At 68.4% G+C, this 24,435-nt stretch carries 12 protein-coding genes and 1 pseudogene; 8 read left to right on the forward strand and 5 right to left on the reverse strand.

The genetic code is table 11. The annotated features are described in order from the left end of the window. Positions 1–74: 74 nt before the first annotated feature. The 6 genes and pseudogenes from ACTWOL_RS32830 (at position 75) to ACTWOL_RS32855 (ending at position 17,695) form a co-directional block, all read left to right on the forward strand. A complete protein-coding gene (locus tag ACTWOL_RS32830) occupies positions 75–317 on the forward strand; it encodes a DUF5302 domain-containing protein (RefSeq protein WP_307712219.1) in 243 nt (80 codons plus the stop codon). 269 nt (positions 318–586) lie between these two features. Next, positions 587–1,226 (forward strand): annotated as a pseudogene (locus ACTWOL_RS32835) (transposase family protein); the annotation flags it as partial. A 254-nt stretch (positions 1,227–1,480) separates the two neighbouring features. Further along, on the forward strand, positions 1,481–12,022 hold the full coding sequence (locus tag ACTWOL_RS32840; RefSeq protein WP_474300504.1) for a LamG-like jellyroll fold domain-containing protein: 10,542 nt from the start codon (positions 1,481–1,483) through the stop codon (positions 12,020–12,022). Between the two features lie 2 nt (positions 12,023–12,024). Continuing rightward, complete coding sequence (locus ACTWOL_RS32845; RefSeq protein WP_474300505.1) at positions 12,025–12,621, forward strand: SMI1/KNR4 family protein; 597 nt, start codon at positions 12,025–12,027, stop codon at positions 12,619–12,621. Positions 12,622–13,487: 866 nt separating this feature from the next. After that, complete coding sequence (locus ACTWOL_RS32850; protein WP_474300506.1) at positions 13,488–15,833, forward strand: hypothetical protein; 2,346 nt, start codon at positions 13,488–13,490, stop codon at positions 15,831–15,833. After that, complete coding sequence (locus ACTWOL_RS32855; protein ID WP_474300507.1) at positions 15,830–17,695, forward strand: SNF2-related protein; 1,866 nt, start codon at positions 15,830–15,832, stop codon at positions 17,693–17,695. Before ACTWOL_RS32850 ends, ACTWOL_RS32855 begins: the two co-directional genes overlap by 4 nt. A gap of 738 nt (positions 17,696–18,433) precedes the next feature. On the opposite strand, the gene ACTWOL_RS32860 is transcribed toward ACTWOL_RS32855, so the two are convergent. Continuing rightward, complete coding sequence (locus ACTWOL_RS32860; protein WP_474300508.1) at positions 18,434–18,913, reverse strand: ricin-type beta-trefoil lectin domain protein; 480 nt, start codon at positions 18,911–18,913, stop codon at positions 18,434–18,436. Positions 18,914–19,063: 150 nt separating this feature from the next. Between ACTWOL_RS32860 and ACTWOL_RS32865 the strand changes: the two genes are divergently transcribed. Continuing rightward, a complete protein-coding gene (locus ACTWOL_RS32865) occupies positions 19,064–19,198 on the forward strand; it encodes a hypothetical protein (protein WP_474300509.1) in 135 nt (44 codons plus the stop codon). 337 nt (positions 19,199–19,535) lie between these two features. On the opposite strand, the gene ACTWOL_RS32870 is transcribed toward ACTWOL_RS32865, so the two are convergent. Then, positions 19,536–20,495 (reverse strand): AraC-like ligand-binding domain-containing protein, encoded by a 960-nt coding sequence (locus ACTWOL_RS32870; protein WP_474300510.1) that lies wholly within the window; start codon positions 20,493–20,495, stop codon positions 19,536–19,538. A 329-nt stretch (positions 20,496–20,824) separates the two neighbouring features. Here ACTWOL_RS32870 and ACTWOL_RS32875 point away from each other — a divergent pair, with 329 nt between their 5' ends. After that, positions 20,825–21,262: an ATP-binding protein gene (locus ACTWOL_RS32875; protein ID WP_474300512.1), complete on the forward strand. Its 438-nt coding sequence runs from the start codon at positions 20,825–20,827 to the stop codon at positions 21,260–21,262. A 123-nt stretch (positions 21,263–21,385) separates the two neighbouring features. On the opposite strand, the gene ACTWOL_RS32880 is transcribed toward ACTWOL_RS32875, so the two are convergent. The 3 genes from ACTWOL_RS32880 to ACTWOL_RS32890 form a co-directional block, all read right to left on the reverse strand. Continuing rightward, positions 21,386–22,705 (reverse strand): MFS transporter, encoded by a 1,320-nt coding sequence (locus tag ACTWOL_RS32880; RefSeq protein ID WP_474300513.1) that lies wholly within the window; start codon positions 22,703–22,705, stop codon positions 21,386–21,388. After that, entirely contained in the window at positions 22,702–23,349 is a 648-nt protein-coding gene (locus ACTWOL_RS32885; protein ID WP_474300514.1) for an isochorismatase family protein, read from the reverse strand. Before ACTWOL_RS32885 ends, ACTWOL_RS32880 begins: the two co-directional genes overlap by 4 nt. 112 nt (positions 23,350–23,461) lie before the next feature. After that, positions 23,462–24,403 (reverse strand): LysR family transcriptional regulator, encoded by a 942-nt coding sequence (locus ACTWOL_RS32890; RefSeq protein ID WP_474300515.1) that lies wholly within the window; start codon positions 24,401–24,403, stop codon positions 23,462–23,464. Between the last annotated feature and the right edge of the window lie 32 nt (positions 24,404–24,435).

A 24,435-nucleotide genomic window follows, 5' to 3' on the forward strand; every position in this document is an offset into this window, starting at 1 on the left:
ACGAAGCAGGATGATGTTGCCGGCGCCCGGCATGACAAGCTGTGCTTGCCCACCCCCGAACCCAGGAGGTCACCATGACCGCAGAGCCCGTAACTACGGAAGGTTCGGAGCCGGCTGCCCCCGAGACGTCCCCTCTGGCGCCGGACAGCGACGGCAACTACGACCTCAAGCGCAAGTTCCGTGAAGCCCTGGCGCGCAAGCGCGGTGCGCAGGCGGACGCGGCCGATGTTGCCGCCAACCCGGATGCGTCGAAGGTGCGTGCGGCGCACGGCCCGGCTGCGAGCCAGCGGTCGTTCAGGCGCAAGAGCGGCGGCTGAGTCGATCAGTCCCGGGATCGATCCGGCCGCTTCGCCGGCACTCTGAGCGCTACCCACTCGCGTACCCCGTGCAGTGGCTCGTGGCCCGCAACGTGCGCATACCCCTGTGCGCGTTGCGGGCGAGGCGTAGCCGGGGTTCTCGCCTGTGCGGAATGGCCCAGCCGCGGTTGGCGCGGGTCGGTGGCGCCGCCGTACTGGCATTCCCGGCCAGGACGTCCGCCCGCCTACGTCGTACGGTTGCCAGGACGTAGCTGACGGCAAGGACGGCCGTGCCCGCAGTGCCATCGTGCCTGCTCGAACCCCTCTTGGACCAGCTCGCCGCACTCCTGTCCGCTTGGGGAGAGTTCGTCGCGGACCACCCGCTGGGCTGTCACCGCACCGCCGGATCGCGGACCGGACGGTCTTCGAGCACACCGTGCTCGCACTGGTCCACGGCTCCGGCTACGAACGCATCTCCACAGCCGGATGCTCCGACCGGGCGATCCGGCGCCGCGTCAAGGAGTGGGCCGGGCTGGGGATATCCGAGAAGGTGCACGCCTTGGCGCTTGAGGCGTACGAACGGACGGTAGGCCTCGGACTGGGGAGATCTCGGTGGACGGCTGTATCACCAAGGCCCCGTCCGGCGGCGACAAGGCGGGGCTCTCCCCGGTCGACCGGGGCAAGCAGGGACTGAAACGCTCGGTCGCCTCTGACGCCTGCGGTGTCCCGCTCGGGATCGTCTCCGACAGAGCCAACGGCACGACTCACCCTGCTCGGACCACCCTGGAAGCTGCCAAGGAGCAGGTTGGCCCGCTGCCGGACGCCGTCAACATCAACCTCGACCGCGGCTACGACAGCGCCAAGTCCCGCACGTCAATAGCAGAGTTGGGGTTCAGGGTGGTTCCTGGCCAGCTTGCGAACCGTTACATCACACACCGCGCCCGAAACTCGCCGGGCACGGAATGAGGCTGCGTGACTTCCGTCACGGGGTCGATGCTCGCCGGTGGTGAGTCGCATGAATCCATCACGACATGAGTGATATGACCACCTCCCTGCCCCGGGATCCGGTTCGTCAGATCCTGTGCGGAGTTTGTGCGTCCCCTGTGAATCCGGATAGGACTACCCCCCACTGATCATTTTCGTGGGGGCTTCAGGTGCGTATCACGCGTCCACTCGTCATACTCATGGCGTTCATCATGGCCGTGCTTGCGGGCACGGAACAGACAGCCCTGGCGGTCAACCGCTGGGGCGAGGCCAGATCCGGCCCAGGGGCCGGCCAACTACCCGAACAGAAGTGGGGATCGGCCCGCGGGCGTGGGCACAGTGCCTCCGGTGACGCCACGGACGCCAACGCGTCCGGCGGCCGCAGCGGCGCCCTGAGGGCGCCCGGCGAACTCGCGCCGGACTCCGGCACCACCCGGCTGAAGCTGGGCAACGTGCCCAGGACGGCGGCGCCTTCCTACCGCAAGGTGCCCGCTCCGCGCCGAGCGGCGCCCAAGGGCTTCGATCCCAAGGCCAGTTCTGAAGTCACGGGCAAGCGCGCAGAGAAGGCCCGTACCTTCGCCAACGAGGACGGCACGTACACGACCCGCTTCTACAACGAGCAGGTCAACTTCCGTGGCGAAGACGGTAAGTGGAAGGAAATCGACACTCGACTGGCGAAGGCGACCGCGGGTGCGCGGACCGAGAGCTCCCCGGGATCCGGCTGGCAGGCCCGGTCGACCGAGGACAAGGTCTACTTCTCCGAGTTCGCCGATGCGCAGACGCTGGTGCGTCTGGGCATCGGCGACACCACCGCGATCGGCTACTCGATCGAGGGCGCGTCCCACGCGCAGGGCCGTGTGAACGGCAGTGTGATCACGTATCCGGAGGTCCGCCCTTCCACGGACGTGGAGTTGATCGCAGGCAGTGACTCCGTGAAGGAGACGCTGATCCTCAAGGACAAGGGCGCGCCGGCCGAGTGGCGCTTCCCGCTTGCCCTGAAGGGTCTGACGGCGAAGCTCGACGGGCACGGCGGTGTCTCCTTCGCCGACCGGACGGGTCGTCAGCAGGGCTGGATGCCGGCGGGCTGGATGGAGGACTCGAAGAAGGCGCCGAACTCCGACGAGGGCGTCATCTCCTCCGGTGTCACGTACGGCATCGTGCGGGAGGGCTCCCGCCAGGTCCTGGTCGTGAAGCTGGACCGCAAGTGGCTGTCGGATCCCGAGCGGGTCTTCCCCGTGAAGGTCGACCCCTCTGCGAACGGTCTGGAGGCGGCCTCCGGCACGTATGTCGAGTCGCCGTACAGCCAGAACTTCTCCGGCTCCAACGAACTCAAGGTCGGCACGTACGACAACGGCGGCCACAAGGCGGCCTCGTTCCTGAAGTTCAACGGCCTGGACACCACCCTCAAGAACGCATTCGTCATCAATGCGAACCTGAGCCTCTTCAACACCTTCTCGTACTCGTGCACCGCACGGCCGGTGACGGTCCACGAGATCACCTCGAACTGGTCCGAGGGCAGCACCAACAGCTACCCCGGTCCCGCTACCGGCGATGCCCTGGGCTCCAAGTCCTTCGCGCACGCGTGGCGCCCGGACGGCTCGTCCGGCTGGCCCTGTGGAGCCGGGACGTGGGAGTCGATCCCGCTCGGCGATTCGGGCCGCAAGCTGGTCGACGACTGGACGCACGGTCGCAAGGCCAACTACGGCCTGGCCGTGAAGGCGGCCACGGACGACTCCAGGACCTGGAAGAAGTTCGGCTCCGACAACTACCCCGGCGGCAAGCCCAGCCTCGACGTCACCTGGTCGAAGTACGGGGCCACGTACGAGCTGGGCGGCTTCGTCCAGCCTCCGACGGCCACCACCGAGGGCACCTTCAAGGTCACCGTCACCAACCAGGGGCAGCAGACCTGGGGCGCGACCAGCAACTACAAGCTGCGCTACGACCTGTTCGACGCCAACGGCAACAAGGTCGGCGGTGACTACTGGAGCAAGATCCGGTGGACGCCGATGCCGTACGACATCGCGCCGGGCGGCACGGTCACCCTCGATGCCAGGATCGCCCCGCTGGCGCCGGGCAGGTACACGCTCCAGTGGACCATGGACGAGTTCCAGGTGCGGAGCTTCGTCGACGACGGCGTCCCCGGCCCGACCGTGCAGTTCGACGCGGTCAACGCGCCGCCATACCTGACGGGTGCGGCTCCGCCGAGCGGTACAGTCGTCGACTCCCTGACCCCGACGCTGTGGGCGACGGCCACCGACCGGGACAAGTCCCCGGGTGCGCTGACGTACCAGTTCGAGGTGTGCGAGGTCGAGGGCAAGGACGTTCGGAAGAACTGCCGAGGCAACACACATGCGGCTTCCGAGAGCTGGACGGTTCCGTCCGGCTGGCTCAACTGGGCGAAGACGTACGCCTGGTACGCCTACGCGAACGACGGCAAGGACCAGTCTTCGCGCACCGCGCCGTCGATCCTGACCACGCAGGTCCCGCAGCCCGTCATCACCTCCCACCTGGGCGGCGCGGACAGCGGTCGGAGCTTCGGCGAGCGGGCCGGAAACTACACAACCGCTGCCACCGATGCCGCCGTACCGAGCGTGGGCCCGGAGCTCGCGGTCACGCGCACCTACAACTCGCAGGACCCGCGCCAGGCGAACGCCTTCGGCGCCGGCTGGGCGACCCGCTGGGACATGCGGGCGGTCGCCGAGCCCGACGGCAGTGTCGTCATCACCCTCGACAGCGGCAGCCAGGTCCGCTTCGGCCGCAACGCCGACGGTACGTACAGTGCGCCGTCCGGTTCGGTGGGCGTGCTCACCGAGGTCGACGGGGGCGGCTGGACGCTGCGCGATGCGGCGGCTGCGGTCCACACCTTCGACGCGACGGGCCGCCTGACCAAGGTCAAGGACGGTCACGGTCGTGAGCAGATCCTCACGTACACGGCCGGCAAGCTGACGAAGGCCACGGATGCGCTGTCGAAGCGCTCGCTGTCCTTCACGTGGTCGGGCGCGCACGTCGCCTCGGTGTCCACGGACGCCGTCGGACCGATCGCCCCGGCTCTCACCTGGTCGTACACGTACGACGGCGACCGCCTGGTGAAGGTGTGCCCGCCCTCGTCGGCCACGGCGTGCTCCACGTACGAGTACACCGCCGGTTCGTACTACCGGGGCGTGGTGCAGGACGCCAATCCGGTCGGGTACTGGCGGCTGAACGAGTCCGAGGGCGAGTCCGCGGCCAGTGAGGCGGTCTCCCGTACGGGCATGAACGCCGGCCACTACCGCGATGTGACCCTCGGGTCCGCGGGTGCGCTGGGCGCGACGGGCAACAAGGCGGCTTCGTTCGACGGGACCAACTCCTCTGTGGAGCTGCCGGGAACCGCGCTGTCCGGGTCGACCGTCCTGTCGGTCGAACTGTGGTTCAAGACGGACAAGCCGGGGACGCTCGTCGGCTTCCAGGACAAGCAGCTGTCGGAAGGCCAGCCGAACCGGTGGAGCCCGATCCTGGGCATCAACCAGGCGGGCAAGCTGCACGGCGGTTTCGAGCTCAAGGGCGTGGGGACCACCCCCGTCACCTCCCCCGGCACGGTCACCGACAACGCGTGGCACCACGCCGTTCTGACCAGCACGGCCACCGAGCAGACCCTCTACCTCGACGGCACGCGCCTCGGCTCCATTCCCGGGGTGGTCGACCACTACGGCAAGACCTTCACCTACCTCGGCGCCGGCTACTCCAACCCGAGCTGGGACGGCGGCCCCGCAGGGGTACGCCGCTTCACCGGTTCCATGGACGAGGTCGCGGTCTACCACCGCGCGCTTGACGCCGGGTCGATCAAGGCCCGCTTCGAGGCCCGTGCGGGAGCGTCGAAGCTGACCAGGTCCACCCTGCCGTCGGGCAGGGTGAGCGGACAGGCCGAGTACGACGGTGACACCGGCCGCGCGACGAAGGTCGCCGACGGGAACGGGGGTCTCTGGCAGATCTCCGAGCCGCGCTACACGGCCGGCTCGCAGGCCTACGGCGATGCGGTGCGCGCGTCGGGTCCGGTCAACTACTGGCGTTTCGGTGACAGCGGCGGCGCGTCGGCGGCGGACGAGATATCCGGCGGAGGCAACGGCTCGTACCGCGACGGTGTCGCACTCGGCGGCGTCGGGGCGTTCCTCGACGGCGACGACGGCGCGATCACCCTCGACGGCTCCAAGGGCGTCGTCGAAGTACCGTCCGAAACGATCAGCGACGCCACCTCCCTTTCCGTGGAGCTGTGGTTCAGGACGGACAAGCCCAGCGGCGTCCTGCTGGGTCTGCAGAGCACCGAGCTAGGCACCACCCCCACGATGTGGAACGCGAGTCTCCTCGTCGACGCTGAGGGCAAGCTGCGCGGTCACCTGTGGGACGGTCCGTCCGCGGGCTGGCCGGTCATGGGCGGCGCCAAGGTCACCGACAACAAGTGGCACCACGTCGTGATCACCGGCGGTTCCGCCGGTCAGTCGCTCTACCTCGACGGCGCGAAGATCGGTTCCAAGTCCGGTGTGGTCAAGCCGGAGACCCTGGTCCACGCCTACCTCGGCGCCGGCTACTCCAGCGAGGAGTGGGACGGGCAGGCTCGTGCGACGCGCTACTTCAACGGTCAGCTCGACGAGGCCGCCTTCTACACGAAGGAGCTGGACGCACAGACCGTCGCGGACCACTTCAAGGCCCGCAACCGCCTGGTCTCCGGCAACGGGAACCAGTACCAGGGCGTCGTGATGGCGGACGCCCCGGCCGGCTACTGGCAGCTGAACGAGACCGGCGGCTCGACCGTCGTGAACAAGGTCGCCGCCGCGGGTGCCAACGGCACCTACACCAAGGCGACGCTGGGCGGGCCCGGTGCGTTCGGAACCGGCGACGGCTCCGCCGCGGAGTTCGCGGGCGACGGGTACGCCGAACTCGCCGGCGGTCACCTGCCGGACACCGACCTGTCGGCCGAGCTGTGGTTCAAGACCACCAAGCCGGGCGTGCTCTTCAGCGACCAGGAGAAACCCCTCCCGGACGCCGTCGCGTACGCCCCGGTCCTGTACGTCGGCTCGGACAACAAGCTCCACGGCCAGTACTTCACCCGCGGCGTCGGCGCGACCAACACCTCGCCGAACACGGTCACGGACAACGAGTGGCACCACGCCGTGGTGACAGCGCAGGGGTCCACCCACACGCTGTACCTCGACGGCGCGCAGGTCGCGCAGACCACCACCGTGCCGGTCACACACGAGACCAACCAGCTCGCGTACATCGGTGCCGGCTACACCAAGTGGTGGCCCGCTTCCCCGGGCGACGGCGTCCAGTACTTCACCGGCCAGATCGACGAGGTCGCGGTCTACCCGCGCACCCTCACCGCCGACCAGGTCGCCCGGCACTACGGCGCCCGTACCTACGCGTCGGGCTCTTCCCTCACTGCGACGGTGACGGTCACCGACCCGACGGGCGCGAAGACCAGCGGTATTTTCGACGCGGTCCGCGGCCAGCGCCGTATCGCCTCGACGAACGCGGACGGCGGTGTCACCACGTACGCGTACGACACCGGCGGCTTCCTGCACACGGTCACCGACCCCAACGGCCACGCGACCATCACCGGTCACGACGAGCGCGGCAACACCGTCTCGACCACGACCTGCCGGGACGCCAACACCTGCTGGACTTCCTTCGCGGAGTACTACGACAACCCTGCGGACAAGCTGGACCTGCGCAACGGCAAGCAGATCGCGCTCCGCGACGGCCGTTCCTCGGGACCTGCGGACAACCGCTACCGGACGACGACCTCGTACACAGCGCTCGGCATGGTCGACACGGTCACCTCGGTCGACGGCCGTACGGCGACGACCACCTACACCACGGGCACCGAGCCCGCGGTGGGCGGCGGACTGACCCCGGCCGGGCTGGTCGCCGCCAAGAAGAGCACCGGCGGCGTCACGGTCTCGTACGCGTACTTCGCGAGCGGTGACCTGGCCAGGACGACGGCGCCCTCGGGCGTGGTGACGACGTACACCTACGACGGCATCGGCCGGAAGGCCACCGAGACCCAGGTCTCCGACGCCACCCCTGCCGGTGTCACCACCACCTACGCCTACAACGCCATGTCCCGCGTTACCGCGGAGACCGGGCCGGGCGTCAAGAACGGAATCACCGGTGTCACCCACACCGCCCGGATCAGCCGCACCTATGACGCGGACGGTCATCTGCTCACGGAATCCACGGAGGACACCACCGGCGGCGACGCCACCCGCACCACCACCTACCGCTACAACATGCGCGGTCTCAACGACAGCGTGACGGACGCGGCCGGCAGCGAGTCGACGTACGACCACGACGCCCTGGGCCGCGTGATCAGTGCGACGGACCCCGCGGGCAACGTCGTCACGACCACGTACACCCAGCGCGGCCAGGTGGCCGAGTCGGTCCTGAAGAACTGGACCGGCGACCCGTCCGGCCAGACCCGCGATCTGGTCCTGAGCTCGAACGCCTACGACCCCGCGGGCCGCCTGGCTTCGACGACCGACGCCATGGGCGCCACGACCGCCTTCACCTACTACGACGACGGCCTCAAGGCCACGACGACGGCGAAGCAGGTCACCCGGTCCGACGGTTCCAAGAAGGACATCCTCCTCGGGTCGACGGTCTACGACGGCGCGGGCAACGCGGTCTCGGCCACCGCGAACGGCGGGGCCACGACCGTGAACACGGTCGACGCCCTGGGCCGCACCACCCGCTCGGTGTTCGATCCCAACGGTCTGAACCGGGTCTCCACCTACGCGTACGACGCGGAGGACCGGCTCACCGAGCAGACCCGGTCCATCGACGGCACCGGCAAGAAGGTGACCTCGACCACCGAGTACGACGCGGTGGGCAACCCGAAGACGACGACCGTCACCGACGGCACCACGACCCGGGTCTCCTCGACCACCTTCGACCAGCGGGGCCTCCCGCTGACCCAGACCAGCCCGCGCGGCAGCACCAGCACGGGCCGGTTCGACGAGCTGGGCCGCCTGGTCGAGACGACCGCGCCGCAGGTGCAGGCCGAGGAAAACGGCGGTGCGGCCACGGCCGTCACCCCGAAGACCCTCGTCGGCTACAACACCTTCGGCGAGGCCACGGAGTCGCGTGACGCGCGCGGCCTGGTGACCCGTACGGAGACCGACAAGCTGGGCCGCCCCGTCGCGGTCACGCTGCCCGACTACACGCCGCCGGGCGCGACCGCGGCCATCACGTCTGTCTCGCGCACGACGTACGACGCCCTCGGCAACACGGCCTCCACGACCGACCCGCTGGGCCGAGCCACGCATTACGCGTACGACCAACTGGGCAACCTCGTCCGCAAGACGGACCCGCTCGTCGGTAGCGGAGCGACGCTGCAGGCGCCCGGATCCACCACCTTCAACGAAACCTCGACCGACCTGTCCGGCCGCGGAGTCTCCACCTACACCTGGACCCCGACCGGTCAGCCGCTCTCCGCGACCGACCCCACAGGAGCGCGCACCGAGTCCACCTACGACGGACTGGGCCGCAAGCTCACCGCCACCACGGTCGAGCGCAAGCCCACCCTCCAGAACCTCGTCTCCCGCTTCACCTGGGACGACGCGGGCAACCAGGTCTCCTCGACCACGCCCGGAGGGCGGGTCACCAGCGCGACCTACGACAAGGCCGGCCAGACCCTGACGGTCACCGACCCGGCCGGTGGCGTCAGCAGTGCCGTCCACGACGGCCTCGGTCGCACGACCGAGAGCAAGGACGCGACCGGCCGCAGGACGGTCACCGCGTACGACCTCACGGGCAATCCGCTGTCCGTGGCTGACTACGGCACGGGTACGACGGCCCTGCGCACGACCAACACCGAGTACGACGCCGACGGAAACGTCACTGCATCCGTCTCGGCGACCGGCGCGCGCCGCACGTACACGTACGACGCCCTCGGCCAGCTCACCAAGCAGGTCGAACCGGTCACGGGCACCGACTCGATCACGACGACCTTCGGCTACGACGCGGCGGGCCACCGCACGCGCCTGACCGACGGCCGCGGCAAGGCCACGTACTACACGTTCAACACGTGGGGCCTGCCCGAGTCCACGATCGAACCCGGCACGACCCTCCACCCGGGCCTGACCAACCGCACGTGGACCAACGTCTACGACGCGGCCGGCCGGGTCGTCACCGAGCTGCTCCCCGGCAACGTCAAGCGTCAGAAGACGTACGACGACCTGGACCGCCTCACCCGTGAGACCGGCTCCGGCACCGCCGTGGCCACCCGTCCCCGCTCGCTCTCCTACGACCTGGCCGGCCGCCTGACCGGCGTCGGCGGCGACGGAGTGCTCGCGGGTAACAGGTACACCTACAACGACCGCGGCCAGCTGCTGTCCACCGACGGCCCGGGCGGCACCTCGTCCTACGCGTACGACGCGGACGGCAAGATGACCTCCCGCACGGACGCGGCGGGTGCGACGGCGTTCACCTACGACCAGGCCGGCCGCCTCGACACCACGACCGACCCGCTCACCGGCACCCAGGTGCGCAGCGACTACGACGCGGCCGGGCGACCGACCGCCGAGGAGTACGCACGCCCCGCCGCCGGCGGCACGTGGACGGTCGGCGCGAAGCGCTCGTACACGTACGACGCCCTCGGCCGGCTGGCCGACGACAGCGTCAGGAAGACCGGCACGGCTACCGCGATCCAGGGCACCGCCTACGAGTACGACCTCGACAACCGGCTGGTGAAGAAGACCGCGTCGGGGACGGCCGGGGCGGGCCAGCGGACGTACGCGTACGACCTCGCCGGCCGCATGACCTCCGAGACCAGCGGAGGCACCACCACCGCCTACGAGTGGGACAAGGCCGGCAACCTGACCAAGAAGGGGGACATCGCCGGCACGTACGACGCGCGCAACCGGGTCCAGACCTGGGGCACGCAGACCTTCGACTACTCCGCACGCGGCACGGTCAAGGGCATCACGGACACCGCGGGCCCGGCCCGCACCATCAACTCGGACGCCTTCGAGCGCACCGTGTCGAACGGTACGAGCACCTTCACCTACGACTCGCTCGACCGGGTCATGACCCACAACGGCACCGCCTTCAGCTACGACGGCGGCTCCAACAACCTGGTCGAGGACGGCACGTCCTCCTACAGCCGCACCCCCGGTGGCACGCTGCTCGCCAGCGCCACCACAGGGACCGCGGACTCGGCCCGCCTGGCCGTCACCGACGGCCACACCGACCTGGTCGCCAGCCTGTCCCCGGACGGCACCACGGTCACCTCGTCCCGCGCCTACGACGCCCATGGAAAGGTGACCGCGAGCAACGGCCCCACCCCGTCGATCGGTTACCAGTCCGGCTGGACCGACTCCTCCACCGGCGAGGTCAACATGGCCGCCCGCTGGTACCAGCCCGGCGCCGGCGGTTTCACCAGCCGCGACACCTGGCAGCTCGACCCGAACCCCTCGGTCCGGGCCAACCGCTACACCTATGCCAACGCGAGCCCGATGAACGGCACGGACCCTTCGGGGCACTCCGTGATCGACTGCTTCAAGCCCAGCCGTTCGAAGCTCGGGTTTCTCAGGCTGGGCGCAAGCCCGTGGTGCGTCGGATGGGAAGCCTGGAACGAGGGCAGCGACAGCGGGGGCAAGAGCGGCTCTGCCTGCGATTCCACACCTGCCGAGAGAGCGGCCTGTGCCGCCGTACGCAATTTCGGCAAGGCGTGCAATCACTGGATGTGCGGTGGCGGTCCGGCCCCGAAACGGATGGAAACCAGTTCACCGTCACCTGATCGAAGCCGGGGCCACAACAACTATTCGGGAGGCGGACGCCGTGGAGGTACCTCCACGCTGACGCGTCCGAAGCGGCCGACCGCACCTCCCAAGCCGAAGATCCCGCAGAACCCCTACAGCGGCCCGAACCCGATTCCGGCACCGAGGCACATCCCCAAGCCGGACTGGAACCCGACCCAGGCCGTCTGGAGTGCCACCAAGGCCGTCGACATGGTCGTCAGCGGCGCCAACCTCCTCGCCAGGCTGGCCGGCGAGGACACGTTCAGCCCGGACGAGGTGCTGGACACCCACGGTGCACCGGGCGCCGACCCGGGCACCGAACCGGGTACCGGTACGGAGCGTGGCGGCGACTGTCGCAAGAACGGCATCGGCTGGCGGGAGTACGGTGACCTGGATGCCGAAAACGGAAACAGGGCCACGGGAGCCGAGGCCTGCCTGGACAAGGCGTGGATCACCAACAACCCGGGAACCAAGACCAAGACGTTCGCCATGAAGGGCGAGGACCCTTCCGTGATTCGTCAGCCGCCTGGTTATGGATGGGCCGCCGGCGAGGTCAAGAAGCTCGGAAACTTCCCACCCAGCCGGTGGCGCAACGCCTGCCACCTCCTGGGGGACCAGCTGAGCGGTGACGGCCTCGACTACAAGAACATCTCGACGTGCTCACGCACGGCCAACGCCGACCCCAACGTCTCCGGCACGGCCCCACACCCTGTGGGGAACATGCTCCACTACGAGAAGCAGGTGCGCGCGGCGATCGAGGGGGGCCAAGTGGTCCACTACAAGGTGACCCCGCTGTACTACGGAGGAAGGGTCGTGCCCTACGCCTACCGAATGGAAGCGACCGGGCACAACCCGGATGGCAGCCCCGGCATACAGTTCGACAAGCGCGTGCCCAACGTCATCAAGAGCCTGAACGACGGTCGGTGGCACAACCTCGGAACTCGGGCACCGGAAGGACCGTTGAAGTAGCAGTGACCAAGCCATCGAGGTACGTCTCGGGCATTCCCGAACTCGTAGGCCTCCTCAGCCCGCTGGGTGAAACCGTGGGTGAGGTCGTCGATTGGGAGGCAGTCGAGCATGAGTACGGCACACGGTTTCCCCTCGATTTCAGGGATTTCATGGCCCGGTACGGGTACGGCTCCATCGAGGATCAGATCGCGATCCTGGCGCCGCGGCCGAGCGAATCCGAGCCGAACGCCATCTCCAGGTTCTCCCGGGGCTACCTGACCGAGGCCAATCTGTACGAAGGGTGGGAGTCGCCGGAGCTTGCTCTGGAGTATCCACTCGAGAAGATGCTCATCTGGGGTGACACGGTAGGAGCCGACACGCTCTGCTGGTTTACCGGTGATCCGGATCCTGATGCGTGGCCGGTGGCGGTTTTCAGCCGGGGGAGCCTCATGTGGTCTCTCCATCACTGCAGCATGAGTGCATTCCTCCTCAGGATTCTCCGCGGGGATCTCGCCGATTACCCGCTCTCGGACGAATCGCTCCTGGGGTGGGGGGAGGCGCGGTTCCTTCATTTGAAGGACGAGCGTGCCCTGCCGGTGGACGTCGATCCCTGGGGTTGATCCACCTGGCTGCGGCATCCCGCCGTCAGTGACACACGGACACGGCCGGCACCGGGGACTGTTCCCCGGTGCCGGCCCTGTCATGTCGCGCGCAGGTCGTTCGCAGTGCCGTGAGCGGCCCCGCGATGGTGCCCCGTCCGACGCCTGTGGGGGAATCTCATGGCGCCTAGGGGGTTTCTGATGGATCTCCGTGGAGGAAGGAGCGGCGTCCGGTGCGTGCTCTCGGAGTGCCGGCTGGAAGCCCTCGTACTGGACGTACTTGGGCTTTCGGCCGGTGCGGTGAGAGTGAGTGCCGGGCGTCGCGACGCCGCGGAGATCCGTCAGAAGCCCCCTAGGGGGCGGTGCAGGCCGCCTCCGCATGGAGCGAGCGCGGGGAAGCGGTCCCCGCCGTGCCGTGACGCTCAGGCCCCTCATCAGGCCGGCGGGTTGACGCACAGTCCTTGAAGCTCCCCGGGCTGCGTGGACGGCATGTGCAATTCCGGCGCGGACAGGACCTAATTGCCCGGTCCTGCGAACTCGTAGGTTCTCGCACCCAGTTGGGGAATCGCCCGCTACTATCTGGTCCGCAACCACCTCTGACAGGTGGTCGCTCCACGGCATCGGGAGTCCACCTGCCCTCGCACGCCGCATCAGGCGACGCGCCTGGACAGCTCTGGTGACGGTCTGTGGAGGCGGCGCTTGCGTCGTCATGCTGCTGAGTTCCGCGCTCCTGTACAGCGCACCGATGACGCACCCGCCCTCCACCGTGTCCTCCCATACCTGTGTTCTCGGGCCGAGCAGTCGGCGCCTTCGCGCCACCGGCCAGTGATGACGTGTACGGGCATCACGCTTCGACGGGTGTCGACCCCATGAGGAGATTGCCACCCATGGCTGCCCGCAAGAGCACCTTCCAGTTCCTGGACCCCCGCCACCAGAACCTGATCTCCGACGCAGTCCCGCTCGACGGCGTGTTCCCCCTGCTGCCACCGGTCTTCGAGCCCCTGCGCGGCGAGCCCGCTCTCGCCGACGGGGAGCCGCCTACCGAGCTCGGCAAGGCCGTCATGGAGTGGTACGGAAAGGTCCACGGCCGTGCGCCCGAGGAGACCCCCGCCGGGCTCGTCCGGGCCATCGAGGCGGTGTCGATCGGGCGGGACAACGCCGATGCCGTCCGCCGAGCGCAGTGGCGACGCAACCACGCCGGGCTGCTGTCGGTGGCTCAGCTCGTGGTGTGCGTACCGATGGTGCGTCCGGCCACCGTGCAGCCGCGCATGGCCGCCTCCGCTCAGCGGATCATGCGCGAGACGTACAGGGGATCGCTGATTCACGAGGTCGGCAACGGCCTGCGCATCCAGGCCCGTTCCGCGCAGCACCTGCTCGACATCACCCGTGCGCAGCAGGAGGTCCGTCTTCCGTACGCGTATGCGGGTGAGGCCGAGAAGGAGTTCGCCGACTCGTTGGCCCTTGAAGGCATCCGCGAGGAAATCCGCGGATTCGCGTACGACATGTACGTGTCGGACGAGGAACGCGGCCACCTCGTCGAGACGGACGACGGCTGGACGCGGGTCAGCGTCGCCCAGTCCTTCATGGGCCAGTTGATGGGCACGAAGGCCGACCTGTCCACGTGGCACTGGGAGAGCCCGACCGGCGTGACCGTCGGCCCGCACACCCCCGACTCGATCGAGGCCGCCCATCGGGCCCTGCGCTTCGCGGATGCCCCCTTCGCCGTGTGGCCGACGGGCCGCACCCATGCCGCCGTACAGGCGTGGCTCGACGGTGCCTCGCCGGAAGCCCAGGCCACTGTGCGAATGATGACGGCCCGGATGGACATCGGCATCGCCGTCCGGCCGTATCGCGACAACAGCGACCACGATGTGGTCTACGCCGACATGGCGCGCTTCCACGTCAAGGGGCAGAACCCGACCCTATGGGGGAAGGCGGACGACGAGGCGTTCAAGGCCCGTACGGTCGTCAACGACCTCGTCCGGCGCAACTACGTCACCGAGGAACAGCGGGACGTCTTCTTCGGCGACGCGGTGGTGCCGTGGGCGGACGACCCGGCGTCCACCCCGTACCGCAACCGGGTCGTGGCCACCACTCATGTCATGGTCTCCACAGTGGTTGACGACCCGACCGTCTCCACCAGGTACAGCGTGGTGCGCGAGACGCTCAAGCGGCTGCGGGTACCCAACTCGCCCCTCCAGGCGGCGACCACCACTGCCTCCCTGGCCGGCCTGGTCGCGGGCCTGGAAGGAGATGGCGAGATGGGCCAGTTCACCGCGGTGATCGCGCGTTCCTTTCGCAAGCCGGAGCTGCGCGACATCGGCCAGCACGAAGGCGGCAACTGGACCGAGTTGATCGAGCGGGACGTGGAGGAGATCGCCGGGGCCGCCCGCAAGGAGCTCGCGGCCGCTCAGCAGGCCAAGCGGACTCGGCTCGGCCCGCACCAGCGGGCCCTTGCGATCCTTGCTCTCGTCGCGCACGCGGCGAACCCCGCCTTGCGCAACTACCGTCGGCCGGACGGCGGTACGACCTCCGACGGTACCCCTCGTACGGTCCGCTATCCGTCGTCGATGACTCTGACCGGCCGTGGTGGCCGGGGCGGCGTGATGAAGGTCGAGGCCGACGTGATCGTCATGAATGCCGCCCGCTCGCGCCAGGGAATCGACCAGCTCGAGGCGATCGTCACCGCTGCCACCGGCGACGTTCCGGTCGTTCCGGTCGACCCGGCGACCGGTCAGGAGATGTTGGAGGAGTGGCTGCGGAAGCGCTGGGCGAACGCCCCCGGCGCCGGCACGCTTGCCGAGAGGCCGGACCGCGGAGCCCACGGCTCCGTTCCCGGGCCGCGTAGTGACGGCGCCGAGGAAGACCCGGGCGTCCGGTCCGGCGTGGCCATCCCCCTCTGGCTGGAAACTTCGGGGGAGGAAGAGGACCTGGGCGGCGCCGACCTGCTTTCCGACACCGCCGAGTGGGAGAAGGCCATCGTCGCCCTCGCTGACGACATCGACCATGTGGCTGCCCGAGCCGGCGCGCTCGCCGACGTCCGGGTAGACGCCGTAGGAGCCGGCGTCGACGAGGAGGATTACGACCCCGACGACGAGGGCCTGCCCCGCATGATCGACAAGGTGGGCATCGACCCCGAGGTGGAGGCGGGCACCGACGTGTCCCTCGAGAGCCTGCGCCGCTTCCTGAGGCAGGGCGTGATGGCCTACCTCAAGCAGCAGGCCCGCAGGTGACCGCCACCGAGGCCCAGGACGGCCGCGTCACGGGCATGGTCGCTGTGGACGAGGCCGGACGGCCCGTCGTCCGTCGGCCCGAGCACGTCACCGACCGTTGGTGGCAGGACGTGGCCGCCCTCCTCGGACCGACCGTGCACGGCACACCCGCCACGGCGGTGAACGCGACCTCGGTTGTCGTACGCCGCGACCGGGCCCGTGCCCTGCCCCGGCTGCTTGCTCGCCATCCGGCGGCGGCCGCCCGGTGGAGCTGGACACCGGCCGCCGAACGCCTGCGCGAGGGCGGGGTCGCGGCGGCGGACGGACTGGCCCGGCTGCTCGCACTGGACGTCGCCGAACAGTCTCTGTGGCCGCACGACCTCGACCTCCCGTCCCTGGGGTTCGTCCGGCCGCTGCGGCCTTTCCAACGCACTGCCGTAGCCCGGCTGCTCGCTGCCGGCGGCGGAGCGAACTTCTCCGTGCCGGGCTCGGGCAAGACCACCGTGGCTTACGCCGTGTTCGCCGCGCTGCGAGCCCGAGGAGCAGCGCATGCCATGCTCGTGGTCGCACCGCCGTCCGCCTTCGAAGCCTGGGTGGAAGAGGCGGAGGTGTGCTTCGCGCCGGGGCGGGCGCCCTCCGTGGCCGTACGCCCCCGGGTCCTCGCGCGTACCGACACCGTTGTCGTGCTCAACTACGAGCGACTGGGCGACCCGGTGGTACGCGCCGGGCTCGCCGGCTGGTCCCGCGGCCGGAAGGTCATCGCCGTGTTCGACGAGGCGCACCGCGCCAAGGCTGGGGCGGCGTCCCGACGTGGCGCTGAGGCCGCCGAACTCGCGCGCCGTGCCGACGCCGCGATGGTCCTGACCGGCACCCCGATGCCAAACCGGCCTCGAGACCTGGAAGCGGTCTTCGACCTGGTGTGGCCGGGGCAGGGGCAACGGCTCGTCCATGGCGACCTCGCTCACCTCCGGGACCGGGCCTACGTACGGGCCACCAAGGACGACCTCGAACTCCCGCCGCTGCGACTGCGGGTAGAACGCATCTCCCTCGATGCCGCCCATCGCGCGCTGTACGACGCCATGACCAACCAGGTCCGGCAGTGGGCGCGGGGCGTCTGTGTGCCCGAGGGGGCCGCCTCGACGACGGTGGCGGCCCAGGCGGGCCGTGTCCTGCTGCATCTGATCGCCGCCGCGGCCAATCCGGCCGCTGTCTTCACCCCAGGGAAGCCGTGGTCGCTGCCGCTGGACGAGCCTTGCCACGCCGACCTGCCGTCCCTGGTCACCGACCCGACCCGGCACATCCGCCCCGCAAAGGTCGTCCGTGCCGCCCAGATCGTGGCCGAGAACCGTGCCCGGGGCCGCAAGACCGTCGTCTGGTCGGGCTTCCTGGGCAACATCGAGGCGCTGACCACGGCACTGGCGCGGCACCGCCCGGCCGTCGTAACCGGCGCCACCCCGCTCGATGACCCGGCGGGCCGGAGCGGCCGTCGGGCCCAGCTCGACCGCTTCCGTCACGACGACGAATGCTGGGCGCTGGTCGCGACCCCGCAGACCTTGGGCGAAGGGGTATCCCTGCACCTATCGGCGAGTGACCAGGTGCACCTGGACCGCGGGTATGCTGCCGGCACCTGGCTACAGGCCATCGACCGCACGCACCGCCTCGGCCTGCCCGCCGACGCCAACCCCACCTGCACAGTGCTGCTGGCCGCCGGCACCATCGACGAGCGGGTCAACGCGGTGCTCAACCGCAAGGTCGCTGCCCTGGCTGCCGCGCTGCGTGACCCCGCCCTGCGGCCCGTCGCGGACCCGTCCCTGACAGACGGGGACACCGACGCACTGCTCGGCGACATCGACGCGCTGCGCGAGCTGCTGCAACCGTGGTGACATTTCTGGGCGCCGAAGCAACCTCCACATACGGGCGTGGGACTTTCGGGCGTGTCGGAGATGGGACGTGAGTCCGTGCTCCGAGCTCGGGCCCGGGGGATTTCGAGACCCGGCGCGCCGAAATCGAGTTCGCGCGCCGAAATCGAGTTCACCCTTCGTCTTCCAGGGTCGATTCCTGTCTGCGGTGGTCCATGCCCGCGCCGAGGGAGGCATCTGGTCCGACTGAGTCCGCCGCGCTCCGGCATCCGACCACGTGCCTGGGGGTGGAGCCTGCGGGAGTCGCTTCCCCTGCTGATGCGTTCGCGGCGGAGGGCGCTGTGGCGTTCTGTGCTGTATCCGATGGCCTTGAGCGCAGAGATACCTCGACTTTCGAGGCTTGGTCACGTCTTACCGCTGTTAAACACGGCCCTCCGCGAAGCGGTGCGGGCGCCTGAGGGGACGATTTCAATGAGGCGGGGAAGGTAGCCGAGTGACAGTTCGTCAGTTTGGTGGTGTCCTGTGATCCGTCTAGTGGTACCCCGTCGGAGCCTGGTGAAGCTCGGTGCAACATGTTGTACCAAGGCGTGCTCCGATCCCCGCATCGGCGCCCCTTGCCTCCGCCGTGGACGTCGTCCGATTCCGCCAGCCTCATGTGGCGGGACCTCGGGTGCGGGCAGTGCGTGCAGGGGTGGTCAGAGGGATAGGCCGCCGCACCCGGGGCTGTCCGGGCAGAGGCCGGGCACGGCGGTGGGGCAGGGGTCAGGCGGCGGCGAGGCTGATCTGGTCGTTGAAGATCACCCAGCGCTGGCCGGGGCCGGCGGAGTCGCACGGCTTGGTCGAGATGTTCGGGGTCTGCCAGGCGTTGGCCAGGCAGTAGGCCGGAGCGTAGGTGAGGGAGATCTGCTGGCCCGAGACAGTCCAGTACTGCCCCTGGTCCTTGGGGTTGCAAGGCTTCACCGAGACGTCCTGAGCGTTCCACGTGTTGGCGAGACAGTAGCCCCGCGCGTTGCTGAGAGAGATCTGCTGGCCCGAGACAGTCCAGTGCTGGCCGCGGTCGGCGGCATCGCACGGCTTCGTGGAGACATTCGGGGTTTCCCAGACGTTGGCGAGGCAGTGAAGGCCGGGAGCGCGCAGGGACGGGGCGGCGGTGTCTACGGCCTGTGCCCCGACGGTCGGCAGGATGGAGGCATTCAGGGCCAGCGTCGCAACGGCGAGCGTCTTGCGGAGTGCGATTGCCATGGGGCGGAATCCGTTCTTGCTGTAGGCGTGGGATTCGCGCACGACCACGAGGTGATTTCCCAACTCGGGCCCGAACGCATTGCAATTGGTAGCACCACCCGTCGGTGGGCCAACGGTTTCTGCGCGGCACATTCATTCCAAGGAGTCTGCATGTGCGATGATCCGACGGATATCCGAGAGTGGTGGATCGGGCTCGACGGCATGCGGGGATATCCCGCCCCGAACCCCAACGGCGACCACCTGGTCACCGTGATGCACTCCGAACTTCACGACGCTCGACAGTAAAAGCTCGAACTCGCCCCGCAGCGCACCCTGATGCCGCCGCTCTCGATCTGGCTCTGCTTGCCGATGTGGGAGGGCGCAGCGAGCCGGGTGTTGGTTCGGTTTGAAGGAGTTGCACCTTGTTGAGATACGACTTGAACGGCTTTGGAACGCCTTCCGTGTGATGCGCGTGGGCCGAAGCGAGACGCTGGTCGAGCCCCGGTATCGCGGAAGCCCCGTACGGTTCTCGTCGGCGCGTTCACGCGGGCAAGCGGGGTGCTGGTGGCAGATCTTCCTGGCCGCTGCGGCAAGACCGGCGCAGTCCCGCTCTACCGAGCGTGAGCGGATCCGCCGCTGTCGCTCACTGTGCCCTGCCGAATTCCCGCCATTCGCGCGGGGTCATGCCGTTTGCCGCGCGGAACGAGCGGCTGAAGTGGGCGGGGTCGGTGAACCCCCATCGGTGTGCGACGGACGCGATCGTGACGGCTGCGCGGCCTTGCCGGCCCAGTTCGCGCCTGGCCTCCTCGATCCTGCGCTGCTGGATCCACCGGTGCACGGTGGTTCCTTCGTGTTGGAAGAGTTTGTGGAGGTAGCGCACCGAGATGTGGTGGGCCCGGGCGATGTCTTCCGGGGAAAGGCCGGGGTCGCGCAGGTGTTCGTTGATGAAGGCGCGGATCTGCAGCAACAGCGACGATTGGCTGTCCCCTTGGACGTGCCCCTCTCTTCCGCTCCGCTCCGCGACCAGGGTCTCCAGCAGGCAGACGACGCCGGCGGCGAGCCGGGTAGTGCTGTCCTCCCCGTACGATCCGTTCTGCACCGCCAGACCGGCCAGGAACGGGCTGACCAGGTGCCCCAGCCCCTCATTGCCGCGGACCGCCTCGGCACTTATCCGGCGGAGATCCGGTTCGGAAACGCTGAGGAGCCGGCGTGGCAGCATGAAGACGCTCCACTCCATCGGCTCGGGGAATCCGATGATGAAGGGGCGAGCCGGGTCGTAAAAGGCGAGGTCCCCCGGGCGGAGCAGGGCCTGACGTCCATCCTGTTCGACATCGGCCTCGCCCTTGCGTAGCAGCCCTATGTGGATGGACTCCTCACCGGCATCCGAGGTGATCAGGCGCGGGTTGCGGATCACATCGTGCGGGTCGGCTCCGACCGTGGCGATCCGCAATTGCCCCAACCGGTGACTGGCCAAGGAACCGCGGAAGGCGCCGGATCTGGGTGTCTTCACATCGAGGGCAACGAACGTGGCGCACACCGCGTCATGCCAGAGGGTGAGCTGCTCACCCACCGGCGAAGCGGTGGTCGAAAACCCGTCGCTCATAACCCGTTCATCGTACGACACCCCTCGATGTGACGCGGGGTCGATGGATCGTGCCACGGCGTTACGGTCTGCGGGCCCCGCGGAAACCGTGCGTTCTCCGCCAAGGTGCGGTGCAGGGCTGTCCTAGATCGCATGCGGAGGGTGCTTAGCGTCTATGCCAAGACGGGCGGCCCCCGCCCCAGCACACCGGAATCCGCGAGAGTGTGAGTCTCATGACCCTGACGATGCCCCCTCCGCGTCACAGCGTCTCCGCCGGACCGCCTGTCGGCCGTGGCGCCGCCTCAAGCCTCTGTGTCGGAGCTGCCGCCGAGGATGGCGGAGTTTCTGCGGTGCTGTTCAGAGTGCCGGCCGATCTTGGTTCCGCGCACCGCGCCCGCAAGTTGGTCGTGCAAGCTACCCGCCGTTGGAGGCTGCTGAGCGAAGCAGCGATCGGGGACCTGGAGCTGTGTGTCGGGGAGATCGTGGCCAACGCAGTGGAGCACACCGGTTCCACCAGCGAGATCCGCGTGTCAGCGACAGCGTCCGGCGTACGGGTCGAGGTCGTCGATGGCGACCCGCAGCTGCCGATGTCCGCAGTGCCCGACGTCGATGGGGAGTCGGGACGCGGTCTGCTTCTCGTCGATGCCCTCGCGAGTGGGTGGGGCGCCTTCCCGGTCGGCGCGGGAAAGGCCGTCTGGTTCGAGATCGCTGCCGACGTCGCAGCAGCCGGATACGTCGGGCGACTGCCGCATGACCACGAAGCGGTGGAGCACCGCACGGCCGCGTGAGCACCTTCCCCGAACGTTCCGAGGGGGGGAACGTCCTTCAGTCCCCCCGGTGAACCGCAGGTTGACCGCTCCCGAGGCTGGACCCGGCCGCAGCTGTGCGCGGCCGGGGTGGATGTGCGGGGGCTACAGTTCTACTGTCCTGGTGATACCGACGTCGCCCTTGCCCGGGGAGTCGGCTCGGGTCGGCGCCGTCTCACGGAGCAACGAGGTCGCCACCACGCAGACCAGGAGGCCTCCGAGCGCCAGGTACAGGACGTACTGGATGCCGTAGTTCTGAGCGAGGAAGCCTGCGAGGGATGGCGCCACTCCTCCGCCGAATATCTCCGACAGGCCCATGACGGTGCCGGCAGCTGCGGCCATCAGGTTTGCGGGGACCGATTCCACGGTCACGGTGCCGGCCAGCAGTGCCAGGCAGCCGTTCGCGCCGAAGGCGACGAAGAAGAGCAGCAGGAACAGTACGGGTACGACCGGCCCCTGAAGGATGAAGGCGATGAGCATGCACATGGCCATCACCAGGGCGGCGACGGCCACGGGCTTGCGGCCGAACCTGTCCGACAGGCCTGGAATGGCAAGCTGCCCGGCGAAGGCCCCGAACCCGATGCCGGATGCGATGATCCCCATCTGGGACGTGCCAAGGCCCTGGTGGTCGACAAGGTAGCTCGGCATCATGGCGCTGAGTACGAAGATGCAGGTCATCGCTCCGCAGAGGGCGAGGATGGCCAGGCGGATGTTGCGATACCACAGGACGTCCAGGCAGCGGACGCGGTTCGCGGGCCTGGTCGACGGCGACTCGGGAGACGGGTCCGGCGTGGGCACCCCAGAAGGGGCGGCCGGTACGGCGGATTCGAAAGCCGGCAGCTGATGCGGTTCCCTGATCGTACGGAGAATGAAATAGGCCAGCACGAGCCCTGGCAGCAGCATGAGGCCGAAGACCCAGTGCCAGCTGGGCAGGACAAGCAGCAGCTGCGTAGCGATGATGGGGCCCAGCCCGATGCCGAAAAGCGCAAAGGTGCTCTGCTGCGTCCCCATGTTCAGGCCTCGGCGCTGCGGCCGTGACGCCTCCGCCGTGGCGGTGACCGCGGTCGGGCTGAAGGCTCCCTCGGTGATGCCCATGACGACCCGGATGAGGATCAGGCTGATGAGGCCGGTGGCGAATCCGGTCAGCAGGGAGCAGACCGAGAAGAGTAGGAGGGATCCGACGAGGATTCTGCGTCGTCCCAGTCGGTCGGATACGCCTCCGATGAGAAGGGAAGCGCATCCCCAGGCGAGGCCGAGAGCACCGATGATGTTGCCGAGGTCCTGATAGTCGAGGCCCAGTTCTTCCATCATTGACGGAAAGAGGGGGCTGATGATCCAGCGGTCCAGGCCCACCAGGCCGAATCCGAGGGACAGCAGCAGCACGGCGGAGCGTTCATAACGAATGTCGTACTCTCTTGGCTTCATCCCGATCGCCCTTCTTTTCTTTCACGGAGTTCGGCGGACAGCTCTTCAGTCGAGAGCACCCTGCCGAAGAATGCGGAAATATTGCGTTCCGTTGCGGACTGGGCCTCGACGCTCAGGGCGCCGGTGGCGTCTCCGACGAAGGCCACCTTGTAGTCACGCATAAAGGCGCCACGCGCGGTCGAATCGCAGCAGACCTCGGTAAGGGTGCCGACAATGATCACCGTGTCGACCTGGCGGGGACCGGATATGTTCGCCAGGACCGTCTCCAGCTGCGTGTTGTGGAAGGCGTCGTAACGGTGCTTACGGATGACGATGTCGTCGGGCCCGGGCCTCAGATCGTCGACGACCCTCGAGCCGAAGCTCCCTTCGCGCATCCCGGCCGCCAAGAGCGCCGGGTTGTACGCGGATTCGAGGGGCGACACGTTGAAACTGTCCAGCAGGATGTGTTCGGTGTAGATCACGGGGATTGCGGCCGCCCGGCACTCGCTGACGACCTCCTGCATTCGCGGTATTCGGCGGCGCGCCATCGGCACCTCCATCGGATACCCATGCAGCACAAAATCGTTCTGCATGTCTATGATCAGCAGTGCAGATTTCTGCGGATTCACATGCCATATGCCATTCAACGGAGTGAACTCCTCCATATTTCGCGTGCACCCGAGTCTTCGATCGGCTATTAGAGGTAGACCTTAACGGCGAAACATATCCCTGCAGTCATAGTGATTTCTTATGCCCTGGCCGGTGCCACGGACCTTGCTATGTGAAAGTCATTTCTCCGGAGAGGGCCCGGGACATCGACCGGATGAATCCGGCGCTCACCCCGTGCTCGAGGCCGACGTCGCTGATGCCTGCGGTCACATGGATCAGCGGCAGCTGACCGGGCAGCGGGGTGGAGAGGAGTCCGGGATCCGGCGTCCCTTGCGCTCCGAGCACGACACCTGCGGGCAGAACCGTGACGCAGTCCCCCAGTCCGATGAGCACCCTCGCGGTACGGAAGTCGTCGACGACGTGGAAGCGCGTGATCTCATAGGTGTCGATCAACGCGGTGGTGATGCGCGCATGGTGGGTGAGCACCGGGTTGTCGAAGAGGACGAATCGGTGGCGGGCGAGCAGTTCCGTCACCGCCGGGACGCTGATCTCCTCCAGCATCGTCCCCGGCGGGTGTACCAGTACCAGTTCCTCCGTACCGACGGTCTCGGTGTGGAACGGGAGGTCGGTGTCCGTCGAGTAGAAGAGTCCGGCATCGAGCTGGTTCAGCCGGAGCAGGTCGATCAGCGTGGAGGCCGGACGGCTGGTTACTTGGAACTCATCGAGGGCACAGGTACGCCGGGCGGTGCTGACCACAGCATGAACCGCCTTGTCGGAGAGCCAGTTGTCGATGCCGAACATGATCTTTGGGGGGTGGTCCGCCACCTCGGTGAAGCTGCGGGGTCTGGGCAGGTCGTGTCGGCCGAGTACGGCGGAGGCGTTCGAGAGGTCCCGCACGAGTTGGGCTGCGTAGGGCAGGAAGTAGGCTCCCTGCCGCGTCAGCCTGACACCGTTCCAGGACCGCTCGAAGAGGGAGAACCCGAGGCTCTCTTCGAGGCGTCGCAGCCGCTGACTCATGGCCGGCTGGGTGGTGTAGAGACTGGCGGCCGCCTTGGAGATGCTTCGGTGTTCGGCGACGGCGAGGAAGGAATCGACGATCTCGAAGTGCATGGGGACCCGCTTCCTGGCATGGGGGTTTCGAA

It is taken from the genome of Micromonospora sp. IBHARD003 (genome assembly GCF_056106285.1).

Coding starts and splice junctions, on each gene's coding strand:
- ACTWOL_RS32830 (WP_307712219.1), top strand. CDS start 75: ATGACCGCAGAGCCCGTAACTACGGAAGGTTCGGAGCCGGCTGCCCCC.
- ACTWOL_RS32840 (WP_474300504.1), top strand. CDS start 1,481: ATGGCGTTCATCATGGCCGTGCTTGCGGGCACGGAACAGACAGCCCTG.
- ACTWOL_RS32850 (WP_474300506.1), top strand. CDS start 13,488: ATGGCTGCCCGCAAGAGCACCTTCCAGTTCCTGGACCCCCGCCACCAG.
- ACTWOL_RS32860 (WP_474300508.1), bottom strand. CDS start 18,913: ATGGCAATCGCACTCCGCAAGACGCTCGCCGTTGCGACGCTGGCCCTG.
- ACTWOL_RS32865 (WP_474300509.1), top strand. CDS start 19,064: ATGTGCGATGATCCGACGGATATCCGAGAGTGGTGGATCGGGCTCGAC.
- ACTWOL_RS32870 (WP_474300510.1), bottom strand. CDS start 20,495: ATGAGCGACGGGTTTTCGACCACCGCTTCGCCGGTGGGTGAGCAGCTC.
- ACTWOL_RS32880 (WP_474300513.1), bottom strand. CDS start 22,705: ATGAAGCCAAGAGAGTACGACATTCGTTATGAACGCTCCGCCGTGCTG.
- ACTWOL_RS32885 (WP_474300514.1), bottom strand. CDS start 23,349: ATGGAGGAGTTCACTCCGTTGAATGGCATATGGCATGTGAATCCGCAG.
- ACTWOL_RS32890 (WP_474300515.1), bottom strand. CDS start 24,403: ATGCACTTCGAGATCGTCGATTCCTTCCTCGCCGTCGCCGAACACCGA.